The 17,823-nt window shown below is 42.3% G+C and carries 15 protein-coding genes, 1 other RNA gene and 1 pseudogene; 12 read left to right on the plus strand and 5 right to left on the minus strand.

What is annotated here, in order from left to right; all coding sequences use genetic code 11:
- The first annotated feature begins 94 nt into the window (after positions 1-94).
- Positions 95-559, plus strand: a pseudogene (gene tnpA / locus J1C91_RS00900) (IS200/IS605 family transposase).
- A 135-nt stretch (positions 560-694) separates the two neighbouring features.
- Here the strand turns inward: tnpA and dusB are convergent.
- Together dusB and hslO are read right to left on the minus strand one after the other, a co-directional pair.
- Positions 695-1,675 carry a tRNA dihydrouridine synthase DusB gene (gene dusB / locus J1C91_RS00905; RefSeq protein ID WP_002908560.1) on the minus strand — a complete coding sequence of 327 codons (981 nt, stop codon included), beginning with the start codon at positions 1,673-1,675 and terminating at the stop codon, positions 695-697.
- On the minus strand, positions 1,662-2,534 hold the full coding sequence (gene hslO, locus J1C91_RS00910) for an Hsp33 family molecular chaperone HslO (protein ID WP_125438891.1): 873 nt from the start codon (positions 2,532-2,534) through the stop codon (positions 1,662-1,664). Before hslO ends, dusB begins: the two co-directional genes overlap by 14 nt.
- A gap of 118 nt (positions 2,535-2,652) precedes the next feature.
- Here hslO and J1C91_RS00915 point away from each other — a divergent pair, with 118 nt between their 5' ends.
- Positions 2,653-3,471, plus strand: a complete 819-nt coding sequence (locus tag J1C91_RS00915) for an ADP-ribosylglycohydrolase family protein (protein ID WP_125438889.1) — start codon at positions 2,653-2,655, stop codon at positions 3,469-3,471.
- A gap of 76 nt (positions 3,472-3,547) precedes the next feature.
- Here the strand turns inward: J1C91_RS00915 and J1C91_RS00920 are convergent, their stop codons facing one another.
- The 3 genes from J1C91_RS00920 to gshAB form a co-directional block, all read right to left on the minus strand.
- Positions 3,548-4,804 (minus strand): toxic anion resistance protein, encoded by a 1,257-nt coding sequence (locus J1C91_RS00920; RefSeq protein WP_125438887.1) that lies wholly within the window; start codon positions 4,802-4,804, stop codon positions 3,548-3,550.
- Positions 4,805-4,828: 24 nt separating this feature from the next.
- Entirely contained in the window at positions 4,829-5,674 is an 846-nt protein-coding gene (locus J1C91_RS00925) for a membrane protein (protein ID WP_002899214.1), read from the minus strand.
- Positions 5,675-5,909: 235 nt separating this feature from the next.
- Entirely contained in the window at positions 5,910-8,162 is a 2,253-nt protein-coding gene (gene gshAB, locus J1C91_RS00930; RefSeq protein ID WP_125438885.1) for a bifunctional glutamate--cysteine ligase GshA/glutathione synthetase GshB, read from the minus strand.
- 297 nt (positions 8,163-8,459) lie between these two features.
- Between gshAB and J1C91_RS00935 the strand changes: the two genes are divergently transcribed.
- From J1C91_RS00935 to J1C91_RS00980, 10 genes are all read left to right on the plus strand, one after another.
- Positions 8,460-9,752, plus strand: coding sequence for an adenylosuccinate synthase (locus J1C91_RS00935; RefSeq protein ID WP_002899212.1), 1,293 nt, complete (start codon positions 8,460-8,462; stop codon positions 9,750-9,752).
- Positions 9,753-9,996: 244 nt separating this feature from the next.
- Positions 9,997-10,467, plus strand: a complete 471-nt coding sequence (tadA, locus tag J1C91_RS00940) for a tRNA adenosine(34) deaminase TadA (RefSeq protein WP_002902098.1) — start codon at positions 9,997-9,999, stop codon at positions 10,465-10,467.
- A 28-nt stretch (positions 10,468-10,495) separates the two neighbouring features.
- Positions 10,496-10,594, plus strand: an RNA gene (gene ffs, locus J1C91_RS00945) — signal recognition particle sRNA small type.
- 298 nt (positions 10,595-10,892) lie between these two features.
- Positions 10,893-12,242 carry a glucose-6-phosphate isomerase gene (locus tag J1C91_RS00950; RefSeq protein WP_002902099.1) on the plus strand — a complete coding sequence of 450 codons (1,350 nt, stop codon included), beginning with the start codon at positions 10,893-10,895 and terminating at the stop codon, positions 12,240-12,242.
- Between the two features lie 184 nt (positions 12,243-12,426).
- Entirely contained in the window at positions 12,427-13,227 is an 801-nt protein-coding gene (locus J1C91_RS00955; RefSeq protein ID WP_002902100.1) for an SDR family oxidoreductase, read from the plus strand.
- A gap of 62 nt (positions 13,228-13,289) precedes the next feature.
- Positions 13,290-15,116 carry a BglG family transcription antiterminator gene (locus J1C91_RS00960; protein ID WP_002902101.1) on the plus strand — a complete coding sequence of 609 codons (1,827 nt, stop codon included), beginning with the start codon at positions 13,290-13,292 and terminating at the stop codon, positions 15,114-15,116.
- Positions 15,116-15,613 (plus strand): transcriptional regulator GutM, encoded by a 498-nt coding sequence (locus J1C91_RS00965; RefSeq protein ID WP_125438883.1) that lies wholly within the window; start codon positions 15,116-15,118, stop codon positions 15,611-15,613. Before J1C91_RS00960 ends, J1C91_RS00965 begins: the two co-directional genes overlap by 1 nt.
- Positions 15,610-16,152, plus strand: coding sequence for a PTS glucitol/sorbitol transporter subunit IIC (gene srlA, locus J1C91_RS00970; RefSeq protein WP_002899205.1), 543 nt, complete (start codon positions 15,610-15,612; stop codon positions 16,150-16,152). The genes J1C91_RS00965 and srlA overlap by 4 nt, the downstream gene beginning before the upstream one ends.
- 21 nt (positions 16,153-16,173) lie before the next feature.
- Positions 16,174-17,154 carry a PTS glucitol/sorbitol transporter subunit IIB gene (srlE, locus tag J1C91_RS00975; protein ID WP_002899204.1) on the plus strand — a complete coding sequence of 327 codons (981 nt, stop codon included), beginning with the start codon at positions 16,174-16,176 and terminating at the stop codon, positions 17,152-17,154.
- A gap of 99 nt (positions 17,155-17,253) precedes the next feature.
- Positions 17,254-17,634 (plus strand): PTS glucitol/sorbitol transporter subunit IIA, encoded by a 381-nt coding sequence (locus tag J1C91_RS00980; RefSeq protein WP_002902105.1) that lies wholly within the window; start codon positions 17,254-17,256, stop codon positions 17,632-17,634.
- The last annotated feature ends 189 nt before the right edge of the window (positions 17,635-17,823 follow it).

The raw sequence follows: 17,823 nt of genomic DNA on the forward strand, positions 1-17,823 counted from the left end.
CTATGCGAGTGCGTATCGAAGGCTATACCAAAAAAACTCCAAACGCGATACAATAAAGGTGTTCAAGCCAATTGTGAAGCGTAAGGAGAAAAATATGGCGCAAAAGGCACATAGTTTATCACACACAAAGTGGATGTGTAAATATCACATTGTGTTTACACCTAAGTATAGATGAAAAGTAATCCATAATCAATATCGAAATAGTTTAGGTGAAATATTTCATCGACTATGTAGTTATAAAGGTGTTGAAATTATCGAGGGTCACTTGATGACGGATCATGTACATATGTTGGTAAGTATTCCACCGAGGTTAAGTGTTTTTAGTTTTATGGGGTATTTAAAAGGGAAAAGCGCATTCATGATGTTTGACAAACACGCCAACCTAAAATACAAGTTTGGGAACCGACATTTCTGGGCGGAAGGTTATTACGTGAGTACAGTAGGACTTAATGAAGCCACAATTAAGAAATATATTCAAGAGCAGGAAAAGCATGATATAGCGTTGGATAAATTGAGTGTAAAAGAATATGAGGATCCCTTTAGGGATAGTGGTAAGTAATGCAAATACCTCTTTGAGAGATTTGTGACGAGTCAAGAGCAATGGGGCTTGAACAAATTGAAAGCCAGCGTCTTTAGGCGCTGGCTGGTAATTCGGGCTTATAGCCCTGGTGCAAACCAACCGTTAGACGGGTGGTTATGATTTTTGAATTTGTAAAAGTTCTTCAATTTCAGCCAGACTTTCAGTTTGCGAAATAGCACCGCGGAGCTTGGCTGCTCCGGCAGTACCGCGCAGATAGTGCGGAGCTAGGCCACGGAATTCGCGGATAGCCACATATTCTCCTTTGAGATTTACCAAGCGGGAGAGGTGGTCATAGGCGATTTTCATCTTGTCCTCAAAGCTGAGGTCTGGAAGGATTTCGCCGGTTTCAAAGTAGTGGTTGATTTGGTTAAAGAGGTAGGGATTTCCCATAGCTGCTCGACCTACCATGACGGCATCGGCACCGACTTCCTCGATACGCTGTTTAGCGTCTTGGACGCTGCGGATATCACCGTTAGCGATGAAAGGAATCTTAGTCAGAGCATGGGCTACGTCGTGCAAGGTCTCAAGGTCAGCATGACCAGTATACATTTGCTCACGGGTGCGACCGTGCATAGCCAGGGCTGAGACTCCAGCGGCTTCGGCTGCTAGAGCATTTTCTACAGCTAGTGAGCTGTCGGACCAACCCGTCCGCATCTTAACTGTCAGAGGAATATCTAGCACTGACTGGACCTTGTTGATGATTTTATAGATTTTCTCAGGGTCCTTGAGCCATTTAGCTCCGGCTTCGTTTTTAACGATTTTATTGACCGGGCAGCCCATATTGATATCGACGATATCCGTCTTGGTGTTTTCTTGGATAAATTCTGCTGCGCGGGCTAAACTGTCCTCGTCGCTACCGAAAAGCTGGATAGAAACGGGATTTTCTCCTTCATCAATGTGGAGCATGTGGAGGGTTTTTTCGTTGTTATACTGGATGCCCTTGTCAGAGACCATTTCCATCACGACCAGGCCTGCTCCCAACTCTTTGGCAATGGTTCGGAAAGCAGAGTTGGTTACGCCGGCCATAGGTGCTAGAACCGTACGGTTGGGAATTTCGACTTTCCCAATCATAAAAGGGGTATTAAGATTTGTCACGAATCAGTTCCTCCAAGTCATTTTGGTCAAAGTGATAAGCAGTTTGGCAGAATTGGCAGACGATTTCGGCTCCTTGGTCTTGGTCACACATCTCTTCTAAGTCAGCCTTTGGCAGGGTAGCCAAGGCATTCATGAAGCGCTCTTTGCTACAGTCGCACTGGAAGCGGATTTCTTCTTCAGACAGGCGTTTGTATGGCTCATCACCATAGATGGCAGCCAGCAGAGCTTCGATATGGTTATCTGATTCCAGCAGTTTTGAGATAGCAGGCATTTCTTGGATTCGTTTCTCAAAGCGGGCGATTTCGGCTTCCTTAGCACCAGGCAGAACTTGTACCAAGAAACCGCCAGCAACCTTGACTTTATCATTCTCATCCAAGAGGACATTGAGACCAACTGCGGAAGGTGTTTGCTGGCTTTCGGTTAGGTAGAAAGCTAGGTCTTCGCCGATTTCTCCAGAGATGAGAGGAGTCATGGAGTTGTAAGGATTGCCAGTACCGTAGTCCGTGATGACGAGGAATTCGCCTTGGCCTACAAAAGGACCAACCAGAACTTCGCCGGTAGCTGTCTTTTTGATATCTACTCCGGGATTCTGTACATAACCTTTGACATTACCCTCGGTATCTGCCACTGTGATGATCGCGCCTAGTGAGCTGGTCCCGAGGACCTTGACGGTAATCTTGGTCTGGCCTTTTTCATTTGCAGCCAAAATCTGGCTGGCAATCAGTGTACGGCCAAGTGCAACGGTAGAGCTTGCTTGAGTTTGATGTTTTTCTTGAGCGGTCCGAACCGTCTCTGTGCTATCCAGCACATAAGCACGGAAAGAACCATTTTCTGAGATAGTTTTGATAATTTTGTCCATACCTTTTATTTTAACACAAAATAGAAAAACAAGCGCGCGACTGCGCTTGTTTTTTGAGGTTAGGAAGAATTTTAAAATCAAAAATAGTATAATAAAATAAAAAGCAGAGGAGGCTAGCATGAACCAATCTTTGAAAGCGGCAATCTATGGTCTGGCAGTGGCTGATGCATTAGGAGTTCCGTATGAATTCTTGCCCCGTAGCAGTTTTGAAGCAGTTGAGATGGTGGGCTATGGCAGCCATCAGCAACCTGCTGGCACTTGGTCAGATGATACCAGCCTTGTTTTGGCGACCTGTGATTCTATCAGGGAAAAAGGTAAGATTGATCCTGTTGATATGCAGCAGCGGTTTAAAAATTGGCTCTTCGAGGGAGTTTACACGCCAGATGGCCTGACCTTTGATGTAGGAAATACGACTCGCGAAGCCTTGACAAGTGGACACGGTCTGTCTGATGAATATTCCAACGGGAATGGTTCTTTGATGCGGATTCTGCCCCTAGCCTTTACGGCAGCTGGTCCGTCTGATATTGAGGCTGTTTCCAGTATTACACATGCCCATGCGACTTCTGTGGAGGCCTGCCAGCTTTATGTGGATATTGCTCGTAGGCTCTTAAAAGGCCAGCAACTACCGGAAATACTATTAGGCTTAGAGACTAGTACGACCTATGCTCGTTTGCAAACTTTAGCAGAGCTGACCGAAGATGACATTCGCTCTACTGGCTATGTGGTGGATACCTTGGAAGCAGCATTGTGGTGTCTGCTGACTAGCACTTCTTATCTGGAAACTGTCCTGAAAGCTGTTAATTTGGGCGATGACACTGATACAGTAGCAGCAGTTGCTGGCGGCTTGGCTGGTATCCTCTATGGTTTGGAAGGAATTCCTGATAACTGGTTAGCCCAGCTGCGCCATAAAGAATTGTTGGAAAGCTGCTTGTTTTAAAGGGATAATCGGAAGACAGGACTGTATTGATCATTTAAAAAGTAAAACATTAAAAGAGCCATCTAGGCTCTTTTGCTTATTCTGTAGTTAATTCTTTCTGGGCTTCCTTGCCTTGGTCCAACAGGGCTTGGATAATCTTTTGATCACGCAGTTTGACAGAGTTGTTGATGGTCTCTGCAGATTGGATAACAGTGGCTTCTAGCAGAGCGCGTTTTTCTCGTCCTTTATCAATGGCTTCGATAATGCCTTGATTTTGTGCGACGAGGCTTTCTGCCAGCTTAGTGACAGATTCAACAGCGATAGTAGGGCTTTGGGAAATCCGCTCCAGTTGAGGAATGACTTCCTTGCTCGTTTCGGCGAGCATTTGCAGGGCAGCGTTATTCGCATTAGAGATAGCGTCAGCTACCTGACCAGACTTCATCGATTGCTGGAGAATGCCTAACTGGGCGATAGACAGTTTCATAGTTGGAATGGTATTTCGACGGAGCATTCCTAGCTTCTGGCGCATATCAGAGGAAACCTTGACCAGATTACGCATTTGAGGGGTAGTTGCCCAAGCCACATAGAGACGGCTGACATATTCAGTGTGTTGCTGCTCTAAGGTATTGACCACCTCTGTCATTCGGGCTAATTCTTGCGATTTGACTTGGTAGTCAACGGTTGTCATATCTAACTGAGCAACTTCAGCCTGTAGCTTGAGCGCTCGATTGCCAGATTCTTGCTGAGCAGCTTCGATAAAGGAAATAACTCCAACTAGGTTTTCAACCGATTTGGTATTGTCCTCAATCAGCATTTCAGCAGAAACAATATTGCGAGCCAGAACGTCTTCTTGCTTGACGACGGTTGCAGCCATGCCGTCCATTTTCTGCTCAATATTTTGTGAATCAAAATAGAATTCTTGAAGAGTGTTTTTGCTCTGTTTGAAGAGCTTTTCCAGGAAATTAGGCTTCTTGTCCAATTCTGCTACTTGAGCATCCTTGTATTTTGCGACAAAGCCATTGAGTTCCTTGTTGGTATTTTTTAAAAGCTCATCTACCTGGGGAATCTGTAATTTTTTCTGCTCTGCTAAGATACGATTGACAGTACCGTTGACTTCTTCTACAGCAGATTGGCCAAAGTCCAGCAAGGCATTTTGGTCTGATACGAAATTATCCACCAGCTGCGGAGCTTTAGCCGTAATCGCACTCTGTTGCTCAGGAGTCAGCTTTTCCAGAAAAGTTAGCTGACCATTTTCTTGAGTCGTGTTGGCTTCGATGATTTCTGTTGTTTTGTCGCTTTTGCTGATAGCATTATTGGCAATTTTATCAATATCAAAATTAAATTCTTGGCTCATAGTTTCTCCTTTGGTTTATCTAGCTTAAAAGCCGGTGTCTGTGTGCTTTTCTTTATCTAAGATGCGCAGGCTAATGTCAAAGTCCCTCAAATCAGCTTCATTTAATTGGCGCAGCGCTTCGTCTAGGTCCAAGTCAAACTGCTCTATAGCTGCTTTGGCCTTGGCTAGCCGCTCCTCTGCATTGTAAAAATCTTTGGGTGAAGCTTTGATTTTGAGGTAACCTTCTAAAATATCTTCGTAGTGCTCCATCTGGGACTGATGAATGGCAGTCAGCTCTTCCTTATTATTGCTTTCGGATTGAGAGATTTTTTGAAGAATGGCCTCATGGTCAATCTGAATATTGCGAACCGTAGCGACCAATTCTGGGGCTAGCTCTTCTAGACTAGTTTTCTTAGGCTGAGCTTCTTTTCGTTTTTTCTCTCGTTCAATCTTTCTCAGTTGTTCATCAATTTCATCGGTTACGGTACGAATTTTGGTCTGGATCCGCTGGTAGACTGAAGCAGGAATTTCTCCTCGTAGGTCGTTAGCAGCATTTTTGATATAGGTTAGCTGGGGAAGAATTTCTAGAGCTAAATTCTGATAGCTTTCTTGGTCCCCATCTTCTTGGTAGGCTTCCAATTTTTTTATGCGGCGGTCAGCCTGACCAATTTCTGATTTCAAATCTTCAATACGGCCAATGCTGGCTTGCTTTGCTTCAATCCGAACTTTTTTCTGGCTTTGGTGGCGATAGATTCCGTAACCAATAGCCCCCAGAATAGCTATGGGAATTAGATAGCTGGCTACAGCTCCAGAACCAAATACAAATACAAGTATCCAAATCCAGCTAAACCATTCTGGTTGCTGGTTAGAATCATCCTTTTTTCTCGACATGGACTTTGCTCTTTCTTCTCAATGTGATATCTCTATTTTAACATAAAAGCTGGTTTTTGAAGGATAAAGATTGAAATGATTTTATATATTGAGACCATTTTTTATATTTGCTTAATTCAGGAAGACATTTGATTCCTATCAATAAAGCAAGCGTCATTTCTAAAACGAAAGTTTCTTCGTTTCTCTCAAGTATTCAAACAAAAATCGCAAGGAATTCCCTGCGATTCGTGTTTTATCAGTCCATTTCTGGAAAAAGTTTGGCCAGTATTTTAGGAGTGATGCTTTGTCCCGGTCCCTCAGCACAATAGGTGTGCATATACATAGAGGGGTTGAAGTTTAGCTCGATGCAGGTACAGTTGGGATTTTCCTTTGTGGAAATAGCAGAGCTGTCAGGGATGATTAGGTCAACGCCACAAGCCCAAGCTCCCATAGCCTTTGCCATGTCCGCAGTGAGTTCCTTATAAGATGGGTGCATGCTGTTTGTGACATCGATCGAGTCTCCGCCAGTAGAAATATTGGAATTGCGGCGCAAGTACACCTTGACTCCAGCAGGCAGGATATCGTCGGGTCCATAGCCTTGCTGGTCCAGCATAAGCAGTTCAATGTCCCCCAGTTCAATGATTTCGAGTGGTGAACGATGGTCTCGCCCGCGCAGAGGATTGTCATTTTTGATGGCAACCAATTCTCTCACGGTATGCTGACCGTCTCCGACGACATTGGCTGCTACTCGCAAGAGGACTGCCTCACACTGACCGTCTAAGACAAAGAAGCGGTACTCCGTTCCCGCGATAAATTCCTCCACTAAGACAGCAGCGTCTTCTGAAAAAGCAATCTCTAAAGCCTTGCGATAAGATTCCAGGCTAGCTGGTTCTTGGAAGATAGAGATGCCTAGTCCGAAGTTGGTTGACTTGGGTTTGACGACAATTTGTCGGTCCTTAATCAAAGGGTAATAGGCCAGTCCGTCTTCAAGGGAAGAAAATTCTGCTCCAGCCGGAACGGGAAAGTCAGCTGCAGCCAAAATCTTTTTGGTGACGGTTTTATTGGCCATAGCCAGAGGAATGACATAGTTATCCTTGGAGGTCATGTTGCCGTTCTTGACATACTCCACATGGTGACCATGCCAAAGTTTGAGAAATTGGTCGTTTTCATCTAAGATGTCTACATTCAGCCCCTTTTGAATAGCATCAAAGAGTAGCATCTGAGTGGATAATTCCATATTTTCGTAGCCTTTGAGGGCATAAGGAGCAGTCCAAGCGTAATGGTGATATTCCTCTGCTTTTTCTAGTCCAAAGGGCATTAAGGAATCCTGCTGAATATGAGGCAGGAGCTGACCAGATAGGGTAAGCTGAGGATTCAGAAGTGCCTCCTTAAGCTGCTCAAGCAAGGCTTGGTAGTAAGTTGGCAGTTCAAAATGCTGGATGAGCTCTTCCATGGCTTGGAGAAGGGATGAGCTGTCTGCTTCATCGGGCAGGGCAGTCAGCGGGTGGCTACAAGCAATCTTTTGGTTCAAGTCGTGGGCAGCTTTTAATGCCGCATCCACATTTTCTACATCATCTAGCCAGAGCAGGCTCAGTAAAAAGAGATGGACAGTATCTAAGGTTTCCTGGCTAATGCCTAAATGGTCAAAAGGATTGAGGTCAAAACAGCGGAATTCCAGATAGGTGATACCCTGCTCCAGATAGGCGCGATTGTGCTTCTGTCCTCGGAAGCGAACGGCTGAGTAAAATTCTTTTTCAGCGCTGAGCTCGCCTGACTGAACGTAGTTTTCAATATCAGTTATATATTGTTCCAAAGAAGCGTAGGATACCTGAATATTCTCGTCATTGACATAGCCATAGTCGCTGTTACGAAAAGAGCGGATAGGCTGGAAAATTTCCTGACTGTAGAAACCAGCTTCTGCCAAAGGGGCTGCCCCGTAGAGATAGGTTAAAATCCAGCGGAAACGCAGAAAGTTTCGAGCCAGCTTGAGATAGAGGTCATTTTTAAAGTCCTTGAGTGAATGGTAGGAGCTGACTTGAAAGAGAGAAGTGACCAGATCTTTTCCTAGCTCCATGTTGTAGTGGATGCCAGAGATGGCCTGTAGTTTTTTGCCATATTTTTTCGCTAAACCCTCTCGGTAGTGGCGTTCGTAGTCGTTTTCCAAACGGGCGATGACAATCTCTTCTTCAGTCAGCTGCGGTGGCATGGACAGGGGCCACAGGCGTTCACTCTGGTCAATCGAGCGGCCAGCCACATCGCTGATAGCTCCCAGTAAGCGTCGTGCTTCCTTAGTCGAGTGAGCGATAGGTGTAATTAGTTCCAGTTGTTGCTCGCTGAAGTCTGTTTGGATGGTCGGGTGGAAATTGCGGGAACCCAGCTGACTCGGATGGGCAGTTTGAGCTAAGTGTCCGTCAGTTGTTACCCGCAGATTTTCTCTCTCCAGACCAAAGGTCGCTTGGAGAATGGGGCTTGCTGTATCCAGTTTCTGCAATAATTGATTAATCGTCATCGTTTCACCGTCCTCTGATAGTAATTTTAGTCTATTACAAACGGGGAAAGAAAACAAATTTTCGCTACGATTTTACAAAAATTCCGAACTTTTATTTTTAATAAACTAATAAATTTCAGAAAATACAGATTTTGTGAAAATTTAATTCGTTTTCAAAAGGGAAAAAGCAAATTAAGAATGGATCCCACCTTGAAAAATTGTTAAATTTTTCATATAATGAGGTATAAAACATAATCGCAGGTGAGATTCCTGCCTGCTTTTCAAGAAAGGAAGAGCTGCTTCAGCTCAGACAAAATTATGACATCAGTAGTTGTTGTAGGAACCCAGTGGGGAGATGAAGGAAAAGGGAAGATTACAGACTTCCTTTCAGCCAATGCCGAAGTGATTGCCCGCTATCAGGGTGGTGACAATGCCGGACACACTATCGTGATTGACGGCAAGAAGTACAAGCTGCACCTGATTCCGTCAGGGATTTTCTTTCCAGAAAAAATCTCTGTCATTGGAAATGGAATGGTGGTCAATCCCAAATCTCTGGTCAAAGAATTGAACTACCTGCATGAAGAGGGTGTGACGACGGATAACCTTCGTATCTCTGATCGAGCGCATGTCATCTTGCCTTACCATATCGAGCTGGATCGCCTGCAGGAAGAAGCAAAAGGTGACAATAAAATCGGGACGACAATCAAGGGAATCGGTCCTGCCTATATGGACAAGGCTGCTCGTGTCGGTATCCGCATTGCTGACCTTTTGGATAAAGATATTTTCAGAGAGCGCTTGGAGCGGAATCTAGCTGAGAAAAACCGCCTCTTTGAGAAATTGTACGATAGTACAGCAATCAGCTTTGATGATATTTTTGAAGAATACTATGAATATGGACAGCAAATCAAGCAGTATGTGACCGATACCTCTGTTATCCTCAACGATGCCCTGGATCAAGGCAAGCGAGTGCTCTTTGAAGGGGCTCAAGGGGTTATGCTGGATATTGACCAAGGGACTTATCCATTTGTAACTTCTTCTAATCCAGTTGCAGGGGGAGTCACCATCGGTTCCGGTGTTGGTCCGAGCAAGATTGACAAGGTAGTTGGTGTCTGCAAGGCCTACACCAGTCGGGTCGGAGATGGACCATTCCCAACAGAGCTTTTCGATGAAGTAGGTGACCGCATTCGTGATATCGGCCATGAATATGGCACTACCACTGGCCGTCCGCGTCGGGTAGGCTGGTTTGACTCGGTTGTTATGCGCCATAGCCGCCGTGTCTCAGGGATTACCAATCTTTCGCTTAACTCCATTGATGTTTTGAGCGGTCTGGATACAGTGAAAATCTGTGTAGCCTATGACTTGGATGGTCAGCGCATTGACCATTACCCAGCTAGTCTGGAACAGCTCAAGCGTTGCAAGCCGATTTACGAAGAGCTGCCAGGCTGGTCAGAGGACATCACAGGTGTTCGCAGTCTGGAAGACTTGCCAGAAAATGCCCGCAACTATGTTCGCCGAGTGAGTGAGTTGGTTGGTGTTCGTATTTCTACCTTCTCAGTCGGTCCTGGCCGCGAGCAGACAAACATCTTGGAAAGCGTCTGGTCAAATTTATAAAAAAGTCAGCACAAGGAAATTGCTTCTTGTGCTTTTTTGTAAGAAAATTTCATATTAAGACTCATTTAAGATATATATTTTATACTAACAGCATAAACAAAGACCTCCTAACTTTGTTTAAAAATCCTAAACTTTTTTCATAATAATCTCCTGAAAGTCACCCTAGTGGTGGCTTTTACTTTTTCTGAGAAGTGCGGCAGGCTTGTGGTATAATGGGATAGACGACTACAGATTTAGAAAGACAATGATGAATTATACGATTGAAGAAAAAGAAGCATTTATGCGGGAAGCTTTGAAGGAGGCGGAGATTGCCCTAGCTTATGATGAAATTCCCATCGGCTGTGTCTTGGTTAAAGAGGGAAAGATTATCGGCCGCGGTCACAATGCACGTGAGGAGCTGCAGCGGGCTGTTATGCATGCGGAAATAATGGCTATCGAAGAGGCGAATCGGCACGAAAATAGCTGGCGCTTGCTTGATACAACGCTTTTTGTGACCATTGAGCCGTGTGTCATGTGCAGCGGAGCGATCGGTCTAGCGCGCATTCCTCACGTTGTCTATGGAGCAGCAAATCAGAAATTTGGAGCAGCTGGCAGCCTTTATGATATTTTGACAGATGAGCGTCTGAATCATCGAGTAGAAGTGGAGACAGGTGTTCTCCAAGAAGAGTGCGCTCAAATTATGCAGGAATTTTTCAGACAGAGAAGGAAAAAATAAAATTAGCCAAAATCAAAAGTTTGTGTTATACTAATTAGTGGAGCAACAGTTTTGCGTGAAGCGGGTCAGGGGAGGAATCCAGCAGCCCTAAGCGAAGTAAGCTGTGTGCTCTTTTCTATTGCTCTTAACGAATCAACTCCGAAGGAGGAAGATGAGTTTAGAGACATTGACGCAGTTGAATTTACATGCTGGTCTTTTTTATTTTTAGTAAAACGTTATAAAGAATTTATTCGGAAGAAATGGCAATAGCTAACCCTGTTTTCATAAGATAAATGCAAACGATTGCTCTCAGTCATGTCCTAGGATTAGCTTATTTAGAAAAATAGTATATAATAAAAAATGTAAACGTTTTAAAATAGTAAAAGCACTTGCTTATTTTTTCTTAAAGCGTTATCATAAAAGAAAAGAACAATTGGAGGATAAACATGACACATATTAAATTTGACTACTCAAAGGTATTAGATAAATTTGTAGCACCACATGAACTAGATTATATGCAGCCTCAAGTGACTGCAGCAGATTCTGCTCTGCGAAATGGTACAGGTCCTGGGGCAGAAATGACTGGCTGGTTGAACTTGCCTGAAGAATATGACAAAGATGAATTTGCTCGTATTCAAAAGGCTGCTGCTAAAATCCAATCTGATAGTGAGGTATTGATCGTAATCGGTATTGGTGGTTCCTATTTAGGAGCTCGTGCAGCTATTGATTTCTTGAATAATTCATTTGTAAACTTGCAAAGCAAAGAAGAACGCGAGGCACCTCAGATCCTCTATGCTGGAAACTCTATCTCTTCAAGCTATTTGGCTGATTTGGTAGACTATGTATCAGACAAAGATTTCTCTGTCAATGTTATTTCTAAGTCAGGAACAACAACAGAGCCTGCTATTGCTTTCCGTGTCTTCAAAGAACTCTTGGTTAAGAAGTATGGTCAGGAAGAAGCAAATAAACGGATTTATGCAACTACAGACCGCGCTAAAGGTGCAGTTAAGGTTGAAGCAGATGCTAATGGCTGGGATACTTTTGTAGTGCCTGATAGTGTAGGTGGTCGTTTTACAGTATTGACAGCAGTGGGACTCTTGCCAATCGCAGCTGCAGGGGCTGATATCAGCAAGTTGATGGAAGGAGCAAATGCTGCTCGCAAGGCTTATGCTTCTGATAAGTTGGCTGAAAATGAAGCATATCAATATGCAGTTGTACGCAATATCTTGTACCGTAAAGGTTATCTGACAGAAGTTCTAGCTAACTACGAACCATCTTTGCAATACTTCTCAGAATGGTGGAAGCAATTGGCTGGTGAGTCAGAAGGTAAAGACCAAAAAGGTATCTACCCAACTTCAGCCAACTTCTCAACAGACCTGCACTCTTTGGGGCAATTTATTCAAGAAGGAACTCGTATCCTCTTTGAAACAGTTATTCGTGTAGATAAGCCTCGCAAAAATGTGTTGATTCCTGAATTAGCAGAAGACTTGGATGGCCTTGGCTATCTGCAAGGAAAAGATGTTGACTTTGTCAATAAGAAAGCAACAGATGGAGTGCTGTTAGCTCACACAGACGGCGGAGTGCCAAATATGTTTGTGACCCTGCCTGAGCAAGATGAGTTCACTTTGGGCTATACTATTTACTTCTTTGAGTTAGCTATTGCTCTTTCTGGCTACCTGAATGGTATCAATCCATTTGACCAGCCAGGAGTTGAGGCTTATAAGAAAAACATGTTTGCTCTTCTTGGGAAACCAGGCTTTGAAGAGCTGGGTGCTGAGTTGAATGCACGCCTTTGATTCTCATATGCTTTGAGTTCATTTAGAATATAAAAAGATCCACAAGTTCATTTCTTGTGGATTTTTTAGTACAAGCCTCTTAATTAGTTTATTATTTTTTTGAACAGTGAAAAAAAGAGTGTCTTAATTCTTTTATGAAAGCGCTGTATAATTGCCTTGTAAATAAAATTTGAGAGGTATCAAAATGAATGATTGGTTAGACATTAAAGGCAAAACAGTTCTTGTGACGGGTGCGTCATCTGGGATCGGTAAGGCAATCGTCGAAGAATTGTTGGAATTAGGAGTCAATGTAGCGAATTTTGATCTTAGCGACAACGATTTGCGTCACCCGAATCTATTATTTGTAAAAGTTGATGTAACTTCTCGCTCTGAAGTAGAAGAGGGTGTTGCCAAAATAGTTGAAAGATTTGGCAATATTGATGCGGTAGTCAACAATGCGGGGATTAATGTCCCTAGATTATTAATCGATGCAGAAAATCCTAAAGGTCCTTACGAGTTGGACGATGAGACGTTCGAAAAAGTAACAATGATTAATCAAAAAGGTTTGTATCTGGTTAGTCAGGCAGTAGGACGTATTTTAGTGAAAAATGGGAAAGGTGTAATTGTGAACATGGCTTCAGAAGCAGGCTTGGAAGGTTCTGAAGGACAAAGTGCCTATGCTGCAACGAAAGCGGCAGTCTATAGTTATACTCGTTCATGGGCGAAAGAGCTTGGGAAACATGGTGTACGTGTGGTTGGAATTGCTCCAGGAATTATGGAAGCTACGGGTCTTCGAACTCTTTCTTACGAGGAAGCTCTTGCTTATACCCGTGGAAAGACGGTAGAAGATATTCGAGCTGGTTATGCTTCAACTTCAACGACTCCATTGGGACGGAGTGGGAAACTACGGGAAGTAGCTGATCTTGTAGCGTTCTATATTTCAGACCGTTCTAGCTATATAACAGGTGTCACTACAAATATTGCCGGAGGTAAAACTCGCGGTTAAAACAATGAAGGTAGGGAAGAGAGTTGACCTTAGTAAATCGGTGGTATAATATTTTAGATAAAATGGTCTCGCAGCCAACTTATTCCTTGGTAGATATGCGCTCAGAACTGGATATTAGCTTGCAAACCTTGCAAAAGAGTATCCAACAATTAAATGATGTTTTGGCTCCTAATATCCAGATTATCGCACAAGATGATCAGTTAATGTTAGAAGTGTATGACTATACAGAGTTGGAAAGGATTTTATCTGGTAGTTTAAAACAGGAGAGTGACTTCAATTCTTCCAGTAAAAGAATTGCCTATTTGCTAAAACGTTTAATTGAGTCAACCTCCCCTCTTCTTATTGACGACTTGGCTGAGGAAGTAGGTGTTAGTAGAAGTACCCTTAATAAGGATTTAAAACAAGTAAAATCTTTGGCAGAGAGTTACTCTATCACTATTTCAGGAAAGCCCAACCGTGGGCTGGAGGTCTTGGGGAGCGAGCTGAATTTGCGCTTGCTCTATATTCACCAAGTGGCTCCTTACTTTGAAGGAAGGACACTCACTGAGGCAACATCTTCTTTTCTGGAGACGCTAGTCCAGGACTATAAAATCCCTAAAGAAACACAGGAACTCCTTCGAAAGACCATTTCAATTATGGTGGAGCGTATTCATACATCTAGAGTGTTGAATTGTCCTATTCCTTACTATAGGAATGATTTAACAGAGACACCTTTAGCTGAGAAATTAATCTATCATATTGAAATGACTTATAAGATTTCCCTCAGTCAGTTTGAGATAGACTTTTTGTGTTTTCCGTTTAATGTCCGTTTTATTGACACTTTAAGCAAGACATCTTATCAATCTGAACAGCTTGCAAAGATTTTTCAAGGGATTGTCAAGAAAGTCAAAGAAACAATGTTGGTTCACTTTGATGATGAAGAATTATTTGAAGAAATCAAATCTCATCTAGGCCCCTTAATCAATCGACTGATTTTCCATGTGCAAGCTAATGATATATTTCATGGCGAGGTTCAAACTCAATATCCTTTTGCTTTTGAAATGGCAAAAATAGCTGGAGAAGAACTATCTGCAATTTTTGGTTCTGAATTGGAATTATCTGAAATCGGATATCTGGCTTTGTATTTTGAAATGATTTTAAGAAAGCAAAATTCTGCTGTAAAGGGTTCTCGCAAGCAGATAGCTGTAGTTTGCACAACAGGAAGAGGAACTGCTACGATGATTATTCAGCAACTCAGACGAGTCCTTGGAAATGATGTAGACATTACTCAGTATTCTGAAGAGGATTTTAATGTGGATTTGAATCAGGACTATTTCGCGATTTTTACGACAGTTCCTCTAAAATATAAAGATTCTAAATCTCCAGTCATTCAAGTTAATCATCTTTTTGATGATCAATGGCTGCAGGAAGAATGGCAGAGGGCCAATGCTTTTCATCAAAAAAATCTAGAAACAGTCAGCTTACGTTTTCTTCGGTTGAGCCCCCAAAAAACCTATCAGCAATACTTGCTAAATATGGTTGCAGAGTTAGAGAAACTTCAGATGATTGATGAAGGTTTTAGAAATCGGATAATTGATAGGGAGAAAAAGCAATCAACCATTTTTGGTGGAGGAATTGCCTTCCCCCATACAATTAACCAGGGTTATGCAAAGACTATTTTAATGTTCGGAAAACTAGAAGAGCCTTATCAAAAAGGAGATGAATGGATTGAATTTATCTTTCTAGTCGCCATACCCTCAGAAATTGAAAGAAAAATGGAAAGTGAATTGCTGGAATTGTATGACGATATTTTTCGAATTGCAGGAGAGCCTTCTCTAAAAGAAGCATTGAGGGCTGTAGAAACAGAGACAGAGTTTCTATCATTTTCTAAGAGCAAAGGAGTATTTTAATGAATTCGCTAATAATTTTCGCTGTGTTTGTCATGGCAGCTTATATATTTCAAATGTTCCTCGGCTGGCAGCAACTCAAAGACTTCAATAAGACCTATACGATGCTCCGAAAACTGGGGCGCGTAGCGATTGGCAGGAAGTCCGGAAGAATAAAATCCGGTACGATTGTCATGTTCGCGGTTGATGAAAACGGTCGGGTTCTTAAAGCTAGCAAAATGCAAGGAGTAACAATCTTAGCGCGTTTTCAAAATATGGATGATTATGTCGGAGAAGATATCCATTATTTTGATAAGTATAATCCTCTTGTTAGACAGGAAAATAAGTTATTACAAGAAGCTATAGAAGATGCTAGAAAGGTTTATCTTTGGCACGAGGCTGGTATTGAGCAAGAGACAAATTCTTCTAATTCTTTTCTGGGATTGGCTTTCTATGCCAATTACTTAAAATTATCTATTAAGCAGTTCTTTACAAAAAATAAGAAAAGGAGTTCGTTATGAATCACATTACAAAATTTGCAGAGAGTTTTATGAAACTTTTCCAATTGGGCGGAGAGACATTTATTAGTTGGATGACAAATATTGTGCCGCTTGTCTTGATGCTATTGATTGCAATGAATACACTTATCGCTTTCTTGGGAGAAGAAAAAGTCAATGCTTTGGCTAAGATTTCCGCAAAGAATCCTATTAGCCGTTATATGATTTTACCTTTTATTTCAGCATTTATGCTGGGAAATCCTATGGCAATCAGTATGGGACGTTTCTTACCAGAATATTATAAACCTGGTTTTGTAGCAGCCCAGATGCAATTCTGTCACACTTCAAATGGTGTATTCCCTCATATCAATCCTGGTGAATTGTTTGTATGGATGGGAATCGCGACAGGGATTCAAACTTTAGGCTTAAGTCAAATGGATTTGGCAATTCGTTATATGCTTGTGGGGATTGTCATGAACTTTATAAGTGGCTGGGTAACTGATTTTACAACTGCTTATGTTGCAAAACAGCAAGGAGTTACCTTGAGTAAAACGTTTGATTGATAGAATAGAAAGAGTGAAATTATGGTATACAAGAGTATAAAAGTTGTTAAAGGAAATGGTGGTTTCGGAGGCCCTTTGGTCATTACTCCTAGTGAAGCTAAGCACAAATTTATCTATATCACTGGAGGAGGAGAAAAACCAGATATTGTAGATAAAATTGCTGATTTGACAGGTATGGAAGCCGTTAATGGCTTCAAAACTTCTATTCCTGATGAAGAGATTGCTTTAGCAATCGTTGATTGTGGCGGTACTCTTCGCTGCGGTATTTATCCTAAGAAAGGGATTCCCACTATCAATATTGTTGCGACAGGGAAAAGCGGTCCTTTGGCTCAGTATATTACTGAGGATATCTATGTATCAGCAGTCGGCTTGAATCAAATTTCAGCGGCTAATGAAGACGAAAAAGCGCCAACAGTCGTTACTGAGAAGCCAACCTATGATACAAGTAAAAAGATTACAGAACAAAAAGCAGAAACTAGTATTGTGGCAAGAATTGGGATGGGAGCTGGTAAAGTTGTTGCAACTTTCAACCAGGCTGCTCGTGAAGCCATTCAAACGATGCTCAATACAATCATTCCTTTCATGGCATTCGTTTCTTTGCTGATTGGGGTCATTCAGGGATCTGGTGTTGGAAATTGGATTGCAAAATTGATGGTTCCTTTAGCTGGGAATATCTGGGGACTCATTTTGATTGGCTTTATTTGTTCTTTGCCATTTTTATCTCCTCTGTTAGGCCCTGGCGCCGTAATCAGCCAGATCATCGGAACCTTGATTGGTGTTGAAATCGGCAAAGGAAATATTCCTCCCCAAATGGCTCTGCCGGCTCTATTTGCCATCAACACTCAAAATGGTTGTGATTTCATTCCTGTAGCACTTGGGTTGTCGGAAGCCAAGGCTGAAACTGTAGAGGTTGGGGTACCCTCTGTTCTCTACTCACGCTTTCTCAACGGAGTGCCACGGGTGTTAGTAGCTTGGATAGCAAGCATCGGTCTTTATCAATAAAGCTTGGATAGATGAATGCAAACCTAGCATCTATTATGCTAAATTTATCTGTAAGAATAATGTTCATTAACAATTAGAGAAAGGATGAATAGGAATTATATGAAGAAAATTTTTGAAGCTAAAGTAATTCAAGTGGGGCCTGAAGCTCAGAATATGATTCAAGATGCCAATATGCTCATTTTATTTGGAGAAGAAGCACCGGAAGATTTAGCAGAGTATTGTTTTAAGATTGATAACAAAAATCTGCTAGGTTCAATACTAGAAGGCGGCAAGCTGGTGGTAGATAATCAGGAATATTCGATTAGTTCCGTGGGAAATGTAGTAGAAAAAAATTTAACTGGACTGGGCCATATCACGATTTCTTTTGATGGTTCAAAAGAGGGGAGCCTTCCTGGTACACTCCATGTCGCAGCAGACCAAGCAGTAGTAATTGAAAAAGGCTCTACCATTCAGATTTTTGAAGTAGCTCAAGTAGGATAAAATATCTAAATAAGAATACTAGAAAAATAAGAGTCTAAAAACTTGATTCAGAGCCTGGGCAAAAGTCCAGGCTTTTGGGTCTAAATTAGAAAAAATAGATGACGCAGTGGTTGATTGGCATCTTCCTTCGCTTTTTAAGCCCCAAAGATTGCCTGATCAACTGTGCGGGGGTGGGAAGACGAACTTTTT

This window comes from Streptococcus sanguinis (assembly GCF_050222175.1).
Lineage (GTDB): Bacteria > Bacillota > Bacilli > Lactobacillales > Streptococcaceae > Streptococcus > Streptococcus sanguinis_M.

Bases quoted from the DNA above. Each gene is read 5' to 3' on its own strand.
- J1C91_RS00955 (WP_002902100.1), top strand. From the start codon at position 12,427: ATGAATGATTGGTTAGACATTAAAGGCAAAACAGTTCTTGTGACGGGT.
- J1C91_RS00950 (WP_002902099.1), top strand. From the start codon at position 10,893: ATGACACATATTAAATTTGACTACTCAAAGGTATTAGATAAATTTGTA.
- tadA (WP_002902098.1), top strand. From the start codon at position 9,997: ATGATGAATTATACGATTGAAGAAAAAGAAGCATTTATGCGGGAAGCT.
- J1C91_RS00980 (WP_002902105.1), top strand. From the start codon at position 17,254: ATGAAGAAAATTTTTGAAGCTAAAGTAATTCAAGTGGGGCCTGAAGCT.
- J1C91_RS00920 (WP_125438887.1), bottom strand. From the start codon at position 4,804: ATGAGCCAAGAATTTAATTTTGATATTGATAAAATTGCCAATAATGCT.
- J1C91_RS00965 (WP_125438883.1), top strand. From the start codon at position 15,116: ATGAATTCGCTAATAATTTTCGCTGTGTTTGTCATGGCAGCTTATATA.
- J1C91_RS00925 (WP_002899214.1), bottom strand. From the start codon at position 5,674: ATGTCGAGAAAAAAGGATGATTCTAACCAGCAACCAGAATGGTTTAGC.
- J1C91_RS00915 (WP_125438889.1), top strand. From the start codon at position 2,653: ATGAACCAATCTTTGAAAGCGGCAATCTATGGTCTGGCAGTGGCTGAT.
- srlA (WP_002899205.1), top strand. From the start codon at position 15,610: ATGAATCACATTACAAAATTTGCAGAGAGTTTTATGAAACTTTTCCAA.
- J1C91_RS00935 (WP_002899212.1), top strand. From the start codon at position 8,460: ATGACATCAGTAGTTGTTGTAGGAACCCAGTGGGGAGATGAAGGAAAA.
- J1C91_RS00960 (WP_002902101.1), top strand. From the start codon at position 13,290: ATGGTCTCGCAGCCAACTTATTCCTTGGTAGATATGCGCTCAGAACTG.
- hslO (WP_125438891.1), bottom strand. From the start codon at position 2,534: ATGGACAAAATTATCAAAACTATCTCAGAAAATGGTTCTTTCCGTGCT.
- srlE (WP_002899204.1), top strand. From the start codon at position 16,174: ATGGTATACAAGAGTATAAAAGTTGTTAAAGGAAATGGTGGTTTCGGA.
- gshAB (WP_125438885.1), bottom strand. From the start codon at position 8,162: ATGACGATTAATCAATTATTGCAGAAACTGGATACAGCAAGCCCCATT.